The following is a 13815-nucleotide window of genomic DNA, read 5'->3' on the forward strand; positions in this document are numbered from 1 at the left end:
TTTGAGAGATGCTTCTGATATGTTGAAATTAACAATTTTTACAATCTGCTTCGTTGGAGGGAGTTATCCGCACAAATTTATATATCTGAATGGTACAAGGGGTCAAGGGTCGTTGTTGGATGTCATACGATTACTAACTTACAGGATGGGTGAAATAGTTGAAGAAAAAGATAATTTCAATGATCGTGGCAACGCTGTTAATTGTTACGCATATGCCAATGGCATATGCGCTCTCGCCGGTAGCAGAGGTTTACTATAATGCCGGAACGAGCATCTATGATTCCAGTGATTTTGAGAGCCAGTTGAATGATGCAATTAAAGCCCGGTTGAGCGCACAAAGCGTAAATCCTAAATATGTGTCCATCATGGACGCGAGCGCAGACCGGACAACGGTAACAGATACGACGTATGTGCATGCCGGATATGACAGTTGGTATATAGATCAATTTGGCTATGCGATTCCCCCGGCGGTTGAAACAGCCGATTACAATCACGTTCAAGCTTCCAACGGCGGTAACACGTTAACCTTCTATGGTTATACCTCGCCCGCGTATAAGGATTTCATGCTGACGCAGGAAAGCCCTTCAGGTAAGAAGATCATTACCTTCGACATGGATGAATCCAAAGTGGATTACCACAGCATGGAAGGCGGCGGTTTTCTATTTAATACCCAAATCGACGTCAGCGGGAAATTAAGCGGGTATGCGATTTTATATGTTCAAGGTGCCATCAATGTATATAAGATCGATGGCGTAGACGCAGCCGCTCTGCACAATGAAACGTGGAGTCCTTTGAGTTCCATGTCAGGCGTTACCTCCATCGGAAGTTTTCCGAAAGGGGCATCCACCCACCACAGCATTAAAATCGTCGTAACGGATACGACGCTGAGCATGTGGGATAATGGCGACCAAATCATTCGTAATCTAGCCCTTCCGGACGTTTACGGAGATGAATTTGGTCCGATCGTCAGCCATATAGGCCATGGCTGCGAGATCATTTCGATTTTTTCATTCGACAATATGAAATTATATTCAACTTCGAGCAAGCCGTTGGATGTAGCGGTCGATAATATCCTGTGGGGGACGTCGCCGCTGCGCTATGTCGTGAACATTAACGATGACCCTCGCGGGGATTTGGATCAGGGATCGAATCAAACCAAGCTGACGGAAGCGTTCAATAACAAAGGCACACAGTATATCGGCGTTACGGAGTCGACTTATACGGACACCAACGATGATTTTATCCGCGGTTTGAACGAAGGCGGACTGCATGTCGATTCCGACAAATCAACCGACGACATCATTCAAGAAATTGCGAATCGGATCGCGGATCAACTGATTTCCGATTATAAAGAAGCCATTCAAGCCATTGAAACGGCAGAGGACAAAACCGATATCGAGTATCATTTTGCCGACACGAAAAATTCGGTGAAAAACAATCTAACATTGAAGCAAGACGATGACGTCACCACCGTCTGGTCCTCCGACCAGCCGTCGGTCATTGCACCTGATGGAACCGTGACGAGACCGGTTACGAACCAGTCGGGAACTTACGTGACCTTGACGGCAACCATCACCAAAGACGGGCTGACAAGCGAGAAGACGTTTACCGTCTATGTTCTTGCCGCAGATCCGGCTCCTTTAAGCACATTGAGCGCTGTTGCGGGCAATCAGCAAGCGACATTGAAATTCCCTGCTTTAACAGGTGCAACAAACATCGTGGTCGAACAGTCTACCGACGGTACCAACTTTACGCAGGTAAAACCATTGGAGGCGCTGGATGCGGCTTCAACAAGCGCAACCGTAACCGGATTAACGAACGGTGAAACCTACTATTTCCGACTGAACGTCGAATCCGGACTATATGACGGCGTATCCAACGTAGTCCAAGCCTCGCCGTCGAAATCGTTAACCACGTTATCGGCAGATGCAGGCAATGGGCAAGTGACATTGACTTTCCCGGCATTGACAGGGGCAACGAGCATTGTGGTTGAACAATCTACGGACGGCACCGCGTTTACTGCGGTTAGCCCGTTGGAGACATTAGATGCTGCTTCTACAAGTGCAACCGTAACCGGATTGACGAACGGCGAGACCTATCATTACCGATTGAACGTCAAATCGGGTCCATATGCTGGCTTGTCCAATGTGGTTCAGGCTTCCCCTTCGGAACCGATCACCACGTTGTCGGCCGTTGCGGGCGTCGGACAAGTGACATTGAATTTCCCTGCTTTAACGGGGGCAACGAACATCATTGTGGAAAAATCTACGGACGGCACCACCTTTACGCCGGTCAGCCCGTTTGAGACGCTGGATGCCGGATCAACGAGTGCAATCGTAGCCGGTTTATCGAGCCGCGAAACCTACTATTTCCGACTAAATGTCGAATCAGGTCCACATGCAGGTTTGTCCAATGTGGTTAGCATCAAGCCGAACGCGCCTGCGGTACCGGCAGAAGATCCGCCTGCAGGGAATACAAACGTTGTACAGCAACCTGCACCTACTATGAAAACGGACGTTGTTGTTTCCGATCAAGCCAACGGGGGCAAAGTCGTTCAGGACAAAATTACGAAGCTCGTCGGAGACAGCCTGAAAGTATCGGGGAAAATAAAATCGGCAAACGGTCAAGAATTGAATCTGCCGAATATCGCAATGAACCAGGACGGCAGCTTTACGCTTCCGAAAGTTGCACCTGGCGAATATACGTTGTCGCTGAACGTGATCGCGCCTAACGGGGAGAAGCTGGCTGGTCCTGCCGGCAAGCTGAGCGTCGATAGCAATGGAAATGCCAAGTTATCGGTTGATCTAGTCGATCCATATGGCACGATTCTCGATAAGGTGACGGAACAGCCTGTTGCAGGCGTGAAGATGCAATTGTATTGGGCAGATACGGAGCTGAATCGTTCCAAAGGCAGAGTGCCGGGAACGCTTGTCAATTTGCCTGAGCTTCCTGATTTTGCACCCAACAAGAACCATAACCCGCAAATGAGCTCAGACAGCGGTCAATATGGCTGGATGGTTTACGCCAATGGCGATTACTACTTCTTGGGCGAGAAGAACGGATACGTTGTTTTTGACAGCCGTACCGATAAGCGTGAAGAGCGCTTTGGCGCTGACAGCTATATTAAGGACGGAGTCATCCACGTCGGTGACACGATCGTGAAATTCAGCTTCTCCCAGGAGCCGAAAGTGAAGGCCGCAGGCGATCATCGCGCATACATGGTCGGATATCCTGACGGCACGTTCCAAGCGGATCGTGGCATTGTCCGGTCCGAAATGGCTGCGATCCTGTCTCGTTTGTATACATCCGCAGCGAGCTCGAAGAAAGTATCGTATTCGGATGTGAGTGCGAAACATTGGGCAACGAACGCGATTACGACCGCAACCAACAATAAATGGATGGTCGGTTTCGGCGACAATACATTCAAACCGAAGAAGCAGATCACGCGGGCGGAATTTGCACAGATTCTCATGAATTTGTATAAATGGGACGCTGTCCAGGAGATCACATACACGGACGTAGCGGGACACTGGGCTGAAAAAGCCATTGCAACGGCTCAGGAGCAAGGTGTGCTGTTCGATTTCACGGAGGAGACCTTCCATCCGAATCAGCCGATTACGAGATTAGAGGTTGTTCGAATCCTGAACCAACTGCTGGATCGTAAACCTTGGGATATCAAGGTTGAACCGAAGTGGACCGATGTTCCGGAAAATCACGACTATTATTCAGACATTATGGAAGCTTCGATTCCGCATGGGTTTGAGCAGCTTGAGACCGGAATTGAAGATTGGAAGGAATAGGGGCGTCAGTGAAATGTGGCTGTAAATAGTCACGGTTCGCCTCCACGCATACTTTAAAGACCACCTTTTTAAGGTGGTCTTTTGCCGTTGGATATACATTTTTGTTCTGCGAAACGACGTATATATATAATTTGAAGACGACAGCATCATAAGGCTGTCGCCTTTAAGTTTTAGAGTTGGGTATAGATGCAGATATATTAATATCTTTTTATTCTTATAAATAAGTTATTGGTCCAATACTATTTTCTCCTTCGATCATATGATACCAAGAATACGATTAAAGGAGGACTTATCATGGCTGAACAGGTTAGAGTGAGCCCGCAATTCAAAAGGCTTTGCAACCAATTTGGAAGAATCCTAGGCGGCGAATCGGAAATCGAAGAAGGTCCGGTTTGTTTTGTCACGCGGATGACGAACTTAAGAGAGACGATTTTGGGAAGAAGAACGCGTTCCCCTTTGGTTCAAATGCAAATGTTTTCGTTTGAATCGCTTGATCAGTCGGGCCGTGCGCTTTGTTTGGGTGAGACTGCCGTGCATCAAAACCAGGTGAATCGATTGATGTCGAATCTCCGCAAACGGGGAATTAAAGTAACGGCGCTCCATAATCACTGGCTAAAAGAACAGCCTCGTTTAATGTATATGCATTGGGAATCGATTGACAATCCGGTTGCGTTTGCCAGAAAAACAAAAGAATCCATTGCATTCTTGGGTTAATGCGGTTGAGTCATATCGTTCATATTTCTATCATTTCATGAGAGGATGATTACGTATGGCGGAAGTGCAAGCAAGTCCTCGCTTTAGAAGATTATGTGACCAATTCTCAAGTATTTTAGGCGGAACGGAGCATGAAATTACAAAAGGCCCAGTTTGCTTTGTCTCCAGAAATAGAAGAGTAAACGCATCTATCTTAGGTAGACGTACCACTTCTCCTTTGATCCGTTACCAACTCTTCTCGTTTGAATCCCTGGACAGTTCCGGTCGCGCGCTTTGTTTGGGAGAAACGGCTCTCTTCCAAGGCCAAGTGAATCGATTGCTGTCGAATCTTCGTAAGAACGGGATTAAAGTAACGGCCGTCCACAATCACTGGTTGTTTGAAAATCCCCGCCTGATGTATGTTCACTGGGAGTCCGTCGATGATCCCATTGCATTTGCAAGAAAAGTAAAGCGTTCTATTGCATTCTTAGGTTAACTATCGGATGGAAAAATATTAGAAAAGCGACCGTAATCGGTCGCTTTTTTACGAGGTTACTGCCCTAGTGATAGTTCTTGGACTCATTCTCCTTGTATTTGCCGTCGCTGTCATGCAGAGCCTGTTTCCGGCGATCATTGCGGGCTTGCTGCTGTTGCTGGGCCTCATGGCTGTTCACGGGTGTCTCTGCCAGTTGTTCCACCGTGTTGATCAGATTTTTGTCCGGTTGGTTCGTGCTCAATGGAAGGGTCCTCCTTATTTACTGGAATCGATTGTGATGTTTATTATGTGCTGGCGGTCGTGCAGCTATTCGTACTCCAGCTTTGGCTTGAACGAGGGCCTAGATTTGTTCTCTCCAGGCATAGAAAAAAAAGACCCGGCGGAAGCCGGGTCTTTTACATATGACATCTTCGATCGTCAAACGATTATATTTGATCCTTCGGGGCAAGCTCAATGGCAGAACGAATCGCGGCGAGCATGCTCTTGTCATCGGCGATGTTCTTCCCTGCAATATCGAAGGCTGTGCCGTGGTCGACCGAGGTGCGGATGATGCCGCCTTTCAGTCCGACCGTTATGTTCACGCCCTCTTCGATGCCCATGACCTTGATCGGCGCATGTCCCTGGTCATGGTAACAGGCCACGACGATATCGAAATCGCCTCGGCCAGCTCTGAAGAATAACGTATCCGCAGGGAGGGGGCCGACTACATTAATGCCTTCCTGCTGGGCGCGCTGGATGCCCGGGAGCAGCTTTTCTTCTTCTTCGCCGTTACCGAACAATCCGTTCTCGCCCGCATGCGGGTTGATTCCGCAGACCGCGACTCTGGGATTGTCGAAACCGGCCTTTTTCAAGGTATCGTGGGCCAGTTTGACGACGGTATACGTTCTTTCCGGGTTGATGCTTTGAATGGCCTCGATCAATCCCATATGCGTCGTCAGATGAATGACCCGCAGGTTCGGGGTCGTCAGCATCATCGAGAAATCCTTGGTATCCGTGAGATCAGCCAAAATTTCGGTGTGACCCGGATACATATGTCCGCCTTGATGCAGAGCTTCCTTGTTCAGCGGAGCCGTGCAGATGGAATGGATCTTCCGCTGCTTCGCCAGATCGATGGCTCTGGCCAGAAACTGAAAAGCGGCATCTCCCGCGACGGCCGATACCTCGCCGAATGCAAGGTCAGCCGGCACGAGGTCCAGATCAATGACGTCTACGGTGCCGAACTCGTATGTTGCTTCGGCTGGCTCTTGAATGGCGTTCACCTTCAGGCTTGAGCCGATAATCGGAAGCACGCGTTCTAGTATTTTAGCGTCGCCGATCACGAGCGGGTTGCAGTTATCGTACATCTCCTGATGGGATAAGGCCTTCATAATGATTTCGGGTCCGATGCCTGCCGCATCGCCCATCGTAATTCCAACCGTCGGTTTCATGCTGGATTACCTCCTTTTATCGTTTGAATCGCATGGATAAATACGTCCGGCTTGCCGAATCCGCCTGCCTTGGTGACCACATACAGATCGTCGATCCCCAGAAATTTCGAGATCGGCACGCCGATTTCCAGCTCGTCCAGCAATTCGAAGCCGCTAATGCTCCATTGCATGCAGATTTGTTTGGCCGTGTCTCCGCCTGTCATGGATACGCCCTTGAAATAGCCGTGCTCCAGCAGCTTGGCACAGATCTCTCCCATGGCGCGCACAATCTCATTACTGACCTCGGTGTGATTGAGCCCGCGGGCTTCGCCTACGGCACGGGCCTGTTCGATGTCGGAGGACTCCGCCGTGGAATAGATCACGATATCTTTGCCTTCCAGTGCGTGCAGCTTGACTTCTTGATAGACGCGATTCATTTCTTCCATACGCTCCGCTGAATCGGACACAGCCTTATAGGACTCGAAATGCACGGGAACCACGTCGGTATGTTCCAGCAAAAGCTTTAGCTGGGCACGGGAGTTCTTATTCACGCTGCCGACCACGGTAAGGATCGGTCCCTGATTCTGCGCGATGGCAAGCTCCCTCGGTTTGGACGAAATATGATAATGGGCTGGCAGATAGTTGGCAATGCCTGCGGAGCCTGCCCACGCGAACTTGTAGGGAAGCTGACCGGTGATGTGCAGGATGAACTCCAAATGAGCTTCTTCCGTGGAATCGATCAGCACATACGGTATGTTATGTTCTTGAAACTCTTTTAATTTGCCTTCAATGCGGCCTGCTCCAGCTTCCAGGTCACGGACTGAGATCTCGCCGACGGCATACTTGGTTTGCAGCTTCAGCAAGTCGGGAAGATAGGAGTGGGTGACAGGCGTTTTGGGATCATGGGCAATCTCGGTTTCGGCTAACGGTACTCCATTCAAGTAATGGGTAGCGTTGAGAATGGTTCGATTGTTCTTGGGATAACCCGGAGCGATCATCATAAAGTCCGGCTTCACCACATCATATAACGCATCAATTTCGGTCCCGATATTGCCGCGCATGGTGGAGTCCATTTTTTTGAAAATCGTATCAAACCCGGCATCGGTTAAAAATTGAGCGGCCCGGCTTACTCGCTGATAAGCTTCTTCAGGTGTTATGGAACGGCTGTCCGTATCAAAAACAACGGCATCGTAATGACGAATGTTGTCTTGGTCCATATCGAACAGAACGCTTGTTTTAAGGCCATGACGAGCGAGTTGGACCCCGCTGTCATTGGCACCTGTCAAATCATCTGCAATGATGGCTAATTTCATGCAGTTACCTCCTCCTTGAGAAAAACGATGCAATCGAGGGGTTAGGGATAACCTCTATGCTGCAGGGTTGTTGTATTTTTCGACGCCGCCTGATTTCTCCAGTCTCTTGGACAGGAAACCAATGAAGACAGGCAGCAGTATGGCGGTCGTCACGACGCTCGCGGCGATTTGCACGGTCGCGATTTCGGCAATCGGCGCGAAGGAAGCATTCGCGGCGACGATCGCAGCCGGCGTGCCTACCGCATTACCCGCCGTGGAGCCTTCGGAAGCACCGACAATCGGATTCCAGCCGATTGCCTTGAACAGCAGGAAACCAATGCCGCCCGTGAGCAGTACCGTCAGCACGCCAAGCAGAATACCGCTGAGTCCGCCTTGAATGATGGATGAGAAATTGATGCCCATACCGAGCGAGAAGGCAAAGAACGGAACCAGCTTGTCGCTGCCTTTATGCAGCCAATCGGCCATATTCCGGTCCAGGTTCCCGATGACGACGCCGACGAGCAGCGGAAGCAGTACGGCAACGAAAGACATCGGCGAGAACATGCCGTTGGCAAAGCCCATGGCGCCGAAGATTGAGAGCGCCACCATCGTCAAGAACGGTCCGTCGCTTAATGCGAGGAAAGGATAGGCAGCTTTGTCATCCTCTTTTCCGTATTGTCCGGCTAACGCAATATACAGTCCGCCGTTTGAATTCGTCATCGCGGCGATAATGGCAAGTGGGGCAAGACCCAGGAATAATCCATTGGAATCCGCAAACAGGATGGCGACCAAACCTAATAATGCGCCTATCGCCCATTTAAACACAAGCAGCGTGACGCCTTTTCCGACCGACGAACCCGCTGTTTTGAACGTAATTTGCGTGCCGGCAATCAATAAGAAAAGGGCGATGAGCGTACTCGAGCTGTTCACGAATAAGGCTTCCGTAAACCCGCCGATCCGCAAAGCGTTTGGTGCGAATGTATTGATGCACGCTCCGATGAGGAGGGGAACAACCATCATACCGCCAGGGATACGATCTAATGTCGCTTTAATTTTCATAATGTTAGCTCCTTGTGTAATCGTTTTATTGAAGCGCTTGCAGTAATTATACTAGTTCAAATTGTTTGTTTTAGCAACATATAATTTCTGTAAATGAGATAAATCTAATAAATTGTTTAAAATTGCAACACTAAAGATAAAAAAAGACGTAAACTTAAATTTATTCTTTAAGTTTACGCCAAAGCGTGGCCCGATTAATCCCTAATCGTTCGGCTGCTCTAGATTGGTTATTCTTTTCCTCGAGGAGTACGTATTGAATAATGCCTTTCTCGATCTCTTTAAGCGTCCCTTTCAACGGAATAGGGTTTGAGGCTGGAGGCTGATGATCGAGCAAGCGTGCTAGTGTATCGGCTGAAATCACATAGTCGGTTTCGTTCATCGCAGCCTGTTTAATGAGCTGCTTTAATTGGCCGATCGTCATGTGCGCAGCATTCTGTCTTATCAGCTGCAAGGCATCTTCCTTTATTTTGACCGCCGCCGTCCCGTATTTTTGATGGTATCGGCTTAAAAAGAGCTGAATAAGCGAAGGCAGATCCTCCAAACGGTCCGAAAGCGAAGGCATGATGATCGTATTCAGGCTCATGTTCGGGGTTTCGTGTAGGTCAAGTGCCCGATCGCTAAGTATGAATACGCCAATCCGCCTATTTAGGCAGGTCTCCACAAATGCTATCAAACTCGGATCCTGTATGCATTCTTCCACATGGATGAATTCCACGGTCCTGGCTTTGGACAGCGGAAGGGTTCCTAACTGATCCGGGGAAACCTGGGCTAAATCGATCTGGAGCAGCAATCCGCCGTCCGCGTACAATTGATGAATATACTTCACGATGAAAGATTTGCCCGTATTTTCCCGGCCAAGCAGATGAATGGGCTCATGATGTTGATACAGAGCTTGGATGCTTGCCAACGTGGTGCGCATGGCAGCGGATTCGGCAATCATCGGCTCTGCTAATGGTTCAGCGTAGGCTTTGATGCCTGACTGCGCAAATTCATAGGGCCGCCCTTTTTCCAAGGCGTATACTTTATAGCTTCTGTTATCCAATGTGGTTTCATAGGCTGTGACCGAAAGCTGGTAATCGTCCATCGTAAAAACATTCTGCACTTGGGATTTGTGGAATTCTACATTAGTATTGATCAGATAGATATGGTTATCCGTCAAAGGGCTGTGCTTAAAATCGGCTAATTGCTCATATACGATTTCATTCTGATCGTTAAAAATCACGAGATTGGGGTGTTCTTTGGCAACCAGGTCGTTCAGAATGGCCGAGACGGTATGGTTGTTGCTCAGGTAGCGGTAGATGAGCTGGGCATCGTCCAGGGCTCGCATGATGGATTCTTTGCCGGAATGGATGAGGAGGCCCTTTAACCCGTAAGCCTCGGCCGTATGGACGGTGATGACATCCCCGACTACCTGCCGGTATCCGGCAGCTTTCAGCTCCAGCAATAACCGTGCAACATCTTCGGAGCTGTGTATGGTATACACTTTTAAAGGCAGATCCATTAAATCAATAATCGATTGGGCGCCCGATGTAATATTGGAAAAGCCGACAATGGCGGTTTTTCCGTTAAACTGGCTCGCCAGCGTCAAGGAACGGATCATGTCGTATCCGGACAGGTGGACGTCAATGACGGGGATGGATACCGCGGCTTTAATCAGCTGGGCCGTTCCGCCGCGGCTGATAATCACCTCGGCTCCGTTGTTTTGAGCCGAAGCTGCCAGCTCGGCCCCTTTTTGCAAATCGCCGACGGCGTATTGTATGTCTAACTGGGGAAACAGAGGAATGCATTCTTGTATGATGGGAACCATCGCTTCATAAGGAGCGATCATATGGACACGTATACGCATAACTGATCCTGCCTTCATTCAAAATCATCCAATCGCATATCCGTGTTGACGGAATATAGATGTTTACATTATTATAGCCAACTTCATCGCATCCTGCGAACATTGCACTGTATTCCCCTACGGAATTTGTTACTATGATAGTACATAGATGCCTAATACCTATTATTGGAATTCGTCAGGCATTTACAATCTTTCTTCATATGGCTTGGTGATTTGGAGAAACAAACAGGAGGGAACATATTGAGTACACAGAGAGTGGGAGCTCCTTTGGAAGGCTTTGCGGAGTTCAGCCGAAAAGTTGCCGCCGAAGGTGCCGTACTGTTAAAGAATGAAGGACAGGCTCTGCCCCTGCAGTCGAACGAAACCGTTTCCGTTTTTGGCAGGACGCAGATCCATTATTACCGCAGCGGTACGGGGTCGGGAGGCAGCGTTCATGTTTCCCATACAACGAATCTGCTGGGCGGTCTTCGGGATCAGAAGGGCATCGCCGTCAATGAAGAATTGGCTGCTGTTTATGAGAAATGGATCGAGCAGAATCCTTTCGATAACGGCGGGGGCGGCTGGGCGGCTGAGCCGTGGCATCAGAAGGAAATGCCTTTGACCGATGAGCTGGTCTCCGCGGCAAGACGGGTATCCGACAAGGCGATCGTTGTCATCGGGCGGACGGCCGGTGAAGATCAGGATAATGCCAATGAGCCGGGCAGCTACCAGTTAACGTCCGAAGAAAAAGCCATGCTGCAGCAGGTGACCGCACACTTCGAGCAAACCGTTGTAGTCCTGAATGTATCCAACATTATCGATATGAGCTGGATGCTCGATGAAGGTTATGTGCACCCGATTTCTGCAGTCATTTATGCTTGGCACGGCGGCATGGAGGGCGGTAACGCCATTGCAGACGTATTGGCGGGCAAGGTGACGCCCAGCGGCAAACTGACCGATACGATTGCTTATTCGATCGAGGATTATCCATCGACCCGCAATTATGGCAATGAGCTTAAGAACCTGTATCAAGAGGATATTTATGTGGGCTACCGTTTTTTCGAAACGTTTCGACCCGCAGCCGTCCAGTATGAATTCGGGTTTGGATTATCCTATACGCAGTTCCGAATCGAGCCGCAAGAAGCCAGGCTCGCGGTTAGAGAGGGAGCACAAACCGTTGAGATCGGCGTGAAGGTGACCAATATCGGGACCGTCTATGCAGGTAAAGAGGTTGTGCAAGTTTATTATGAAGCACCGCAAGGATGGCTGGGTCAGCCTGCCAAAGTTCTGGCCGCATTCGGGAAGACGCAGGAGCTACAGCCGGGGGAATCGCAGCAGCTAACGCTCCAGTTCCCGGTTCATGCCATGGCCTCCTATGACGATGCAGGCGTGACGGGCCACCGTTCAGCCTATGTATTGGAGGCCGGAACGTACCGTCTGTACGCGGGAACCAGCGTGAGAAATGTGCAGCCTATCGGCTTGGATGGTCAAGAAGGTTATGTTGTAGAAACGCTGCAAGTTGTCGAGCAGCTTCAGGAAGCCATGGCGCCAACGGAGAGCTTCACGCGAATGAAGCCGGGCGTTCGCAGGGAGGACGGCTCGTACGAGCTTACATTTGCGGAGGTGCCGAAGCGCACGATTGCCATGGAAGAGCGCATTCACTTGAACCTGCCGCCGACCTTGGAGCAAACGGGCAATCGAGGCTATACCTTAAGGGACGTCCATGAGGAGAAAGTCAGCATGGAGGCTTTCATCGCCCAGCTTAGCGATCAAGATCTGGCGGTCATCGTCAGAGGAGAAGGCATGAGCAGTCCGCTGGTTACGGCAGGGACGGCATCGGCTTTTGGCGGCGTGAGCGACCGCCTGCTCGACTACGGCATTCCGGTGGCTTGCACCGCGGATGGACCGTCCGGTATTCGGATGGACAGCGGGCAGCAGGCAACGCAGGTAGCCATTGGCACCCTGCTTGCAGCTACGTGGAATACGGAGCTGGTCGAAGAGCTCTATGTGATGGAAGGCCGGGAGCTGCTTAGCTACAACATCGATGCGTTGCTTGGTCCTGGTCTGAACATTCGGCGCAGCCCGCTGAACGGTCGCAATTTCGAGTATTTCTCGGAAGATCCGCTCATCTCCGGCGCCTTTGCTGCGGCGTGCACGCGCGGGATTATGAAGGGCGGCTCCAACGCCACGCTGAAGCATTTTGCCTGTAATAACCAGGAGAAGCATCGGAGCAAAGTCGACGCCGTCGTATCCGAACGGGCCCTTCGGGAAATTTATCTGAAAGGCTTTGAAATCGCGGTGAAGCAGGGCGGGGCGAACTCCATCATGACCTCGTATAACCCAATCAATGGGCACTGGGCGGCATCCAATTATGATCTGAACACCACGATTCTGCGCGGAGAGTGGGGATTTCAGGGCATCGTCATGACGGATTGGTGGGCCATTATGAACGACGTGGTAAACGGAGGCCCGGCCGATCGGAAAAACACGAACTGGATGGTCCGTGCCCAAAACGATTTGTACATGGTGGTCATGAACTACGGAGCAGAAATCAACGCCTGGGAAGACAATACGCTGGCATCCTTGGAAAATGGTACGCTGACCCGTGGAGAGCTGCAGCGCAGCGCCATGAACATCTGCCAATTCCTGATGCATGCGCCGGTCTTCTCTAGAAAGCAGGTGATCGAGGAAGCCGTGGGTTCATTTAAAGCCGATCCTTCCCTCGAGTCGGTATCAGCGCAAGCCTTATCGGAGAGCACGCAAGTGAAGCCGGCTGCAGCGGGATCAACATATATGAAGGTGGAGGAATCCGGTGAGTACCGAATCATTGTGCGCATCATGTCGCCGGAATCGGAACTGGCCCAAAGCGCCTGCAACGTCACGCTGAACGATCAGCCGGTAACCACGATTCAAACGAATGGCACCGACGGCAGATGGATTCGGCAGAAGCTTGTCAAAGTGGAGCTGGAAGCGGGTTATTACGAGATGAAGCTGGACTTCGTCAAGCCGGGCTTGCAGATCGAGTGGATTGAATTTAAAGGGGTTTAGATCTAAACACTATGGGATATCGCAAAGTACCGTTTAGCCTGATTCATTGATACATGAAATTAAATGGTAAGTGTCCGATGCTTCTCTTTTGAAAATAACGAAGGCGGCCCGCTCATGGAGCGGGCTTCTTTTAGGGTTTCTTAAAAATTTCGGCAGTGAATTGGAAAACATTCGTCGTTTGCTATTCCACATCCAT

At 50.1% G+C, this 13815-nt stretch carries 9 protein-coding genes; 4 read left to right on the plus strand and 5 right to left on the minus strand.

Going from position 1 to position 13815, the window contains the following annotated elements; translation table 11 throughout:
* The first annotated feature begins 179 nt into the window (after positions 1-179).
* The 3 genes from MHI43_RS01625 to MHI43_RS01635 all read left to right on the plus strand — a co-directional run bounded on the left by MHI43_RS01625 (position 180) and on the right by MHI43_RS01635 (position 4989).
* The gene (locus MHI43_RS01625; protein ID WP_036664995.1) at positions 180-3800 is read left to right on the plus strand and encodes an S-layer homology domain-containing protein; all 3621 of its coding nucleotides are present in this window, start codon (positions 180-182) and stop codon (positions 3798-3800) included.
* Between the two features lie 294 nt (positions 3801-4094).
* A complete protein-coding gene (locus MHI43_RS01630) occupies positions 4095-4514 on the plus strand; it encodes a DUF1259 domain-containing protein (RefSeq protein ID WP_012818536.1) in 420 nt (139 codons plus the stop codon).
* A gap of 55 nt (positions 4515-4569) precedes the next feature.
* Positions 4570-4989, plus strand: coding sequence for a DUF1259 domain-containing protein (locus MHI43_RS01635; RefSeq protein WP_012818537.1), 420 nt, complete (start codon positions 4570-4572; stop codon positions 4987-4989).
* Positions 4990-5053: 64 nt separating this feature from the next.
* On the opposite strand, the gene MHI43_RS01640 is transcribed toward MHI43_RS01635, so the two are convergent.
* The 5 genes from MHI43_RS01640 to MHI43_RS01660 all read right to left on the minus strand — a co-directional run bounded on the left by MHI43_RS01640 (position 5054) and on the right by MHI43_RS01660 (position 10592).
* Positions 5054-5230 (minus strand): hypothetical protein, encoded by a 177-nt coding sequence (locus MHI43_RS01640; RefSeq protein WP_012818538.1) that lies wholly within the window; start codon positions 5228-5230, stop codon positions 5054-5056.
* A gap of 184 nt (positions 5231-5414) precedes the next feature.
* On the minus strand, positions 5415-6416 hold the full coding sequence (gene pdxA / locus MHI43_RS01645; RefSeq protein ID WP_036664834.1) for a 4-hydroxythreonine-4-phosphate dehydrogenase PdxA: 1002 nt from the start codon (positions 6414-6416) through the stop codon (positions 5415-5417).
* Positions 6413-7708, minus strand: a complete 1296-nt coding sequence (locus MHI43_RS01650; RefSeq protein WP_036664833.1) for a four-carbon acid sugar kinase family protein — start codon at positions 7706-7708, stop codon at positions 6413-6415. The genes pdxA and MHI43_RS01650 overlap by 4 nt, the downstream gene beginning before the upstream one ends.
* Positions 7709-7762: 54 nt before the next feature.
* Positions 7763-8746: a 2-keto-3-deoxygluconate permease gene (locus MHI43_RS01655; RefSeq protein ID WP_036664831.1), complete on the minus strand. Its 984-nt coding sequence runs from the start codon at positions 8744-8746 to the stop codon at positions 7763-7765.
* A 160-nt stretch (positions 8747-8906) separates the two neighbouring features.
* Positions 8907-10592: a sigma-54-dependent transcriptional regulator gene (locus tag MHI43_RS01660; protein ID WP_036664993.1), complete on the minus strand. Its 1686-nt coding sequence runs from the start codon at positions 10590-10592 to the stop codon at positions 8907-8909.
* Positions 10593-10832: 240 nt separating this feature from the next.
* On the opposite strand from MHI43_RS01660, the gene MHI43_RS01665 reads away from it, so the two are divergent.
* The gene (locus MHI43_RS01665; RefSeq protein ID WP_012818543.1) at positions 10833-13619 is read left to right on the plus strand and encodes a glycoside hydrolase family 3 C-terminal domain-containing protein; all 2787 of its coding nucleotides are present in this window, start codon (positions 10833-10835) and stop codon (positions 13617-13619) included.
* Positions 13620-13815: the final 196 nt, after the last annotated feature.

The sequence above is a fragment of the Paenibacillus sp. FSL H8-0457 genome (assembly GCF_038051935.1).
In the GTDB taxonomy this organism is placed as follows: Bacteria; Bacillota; Bacilli; order Paenibacillales; family Paenibacillaceae; genus Paenibacillus_AQ; species Paenibacillus_AQ lautus_A.

Bases quoted from the DNA above. Each gene is read 5' to 3' on its own strand.
- MHI43_RS01625 (WP_036664995.1), top strand. From the start codon at position 180: ATGATCGTGGCAACGCTGTTAATTGTTACGCATATGCCAATGGCATAT.
- MHI43_RS01630 (WP_012818536.1), top strand. From the start codon at position 4,095: ATGGCTGAACAGGTTAGAGTGAGCCCGCAATTCAAAAGGCTTTGCAAC.
- MHI43_RS01635 (WP_012818537.1), top strand. From the start codon at position 4,570: ATGGCGGAAGTGCAAGCAAGTCCTCGCTTTAGAAGATTATGTGACCAA.
- pdxA (WP_036664834.1), bottom strand. From the start codon at position 6,416: ATGAAACCGACGGTTGGAATTACGATGGGCGATGCGGCAGGCATCGGA.
- MHI43_RS01650 (WP_036664833.1), bottom strand. From the start codon at position 7,708: ATGAAATTAGCCATCATTGCAGATGATTTGACAGGTGCCAATGACAGC.
- MHI43_RS01655 (WP_036664831.1), bottom strand. From the start codon at position 8,746: ATGAAAATTAAAGCGACATTAGATCGTATCCCTGGCGGTATGATGGTT.
- MHI43_RS01660 (WP_036664993.1), bottom strand. From the start codon at position 10,592: ATGCGTATACGTGTCCATATGATCGCTCCTTATGAAGCGATGGTTCCC.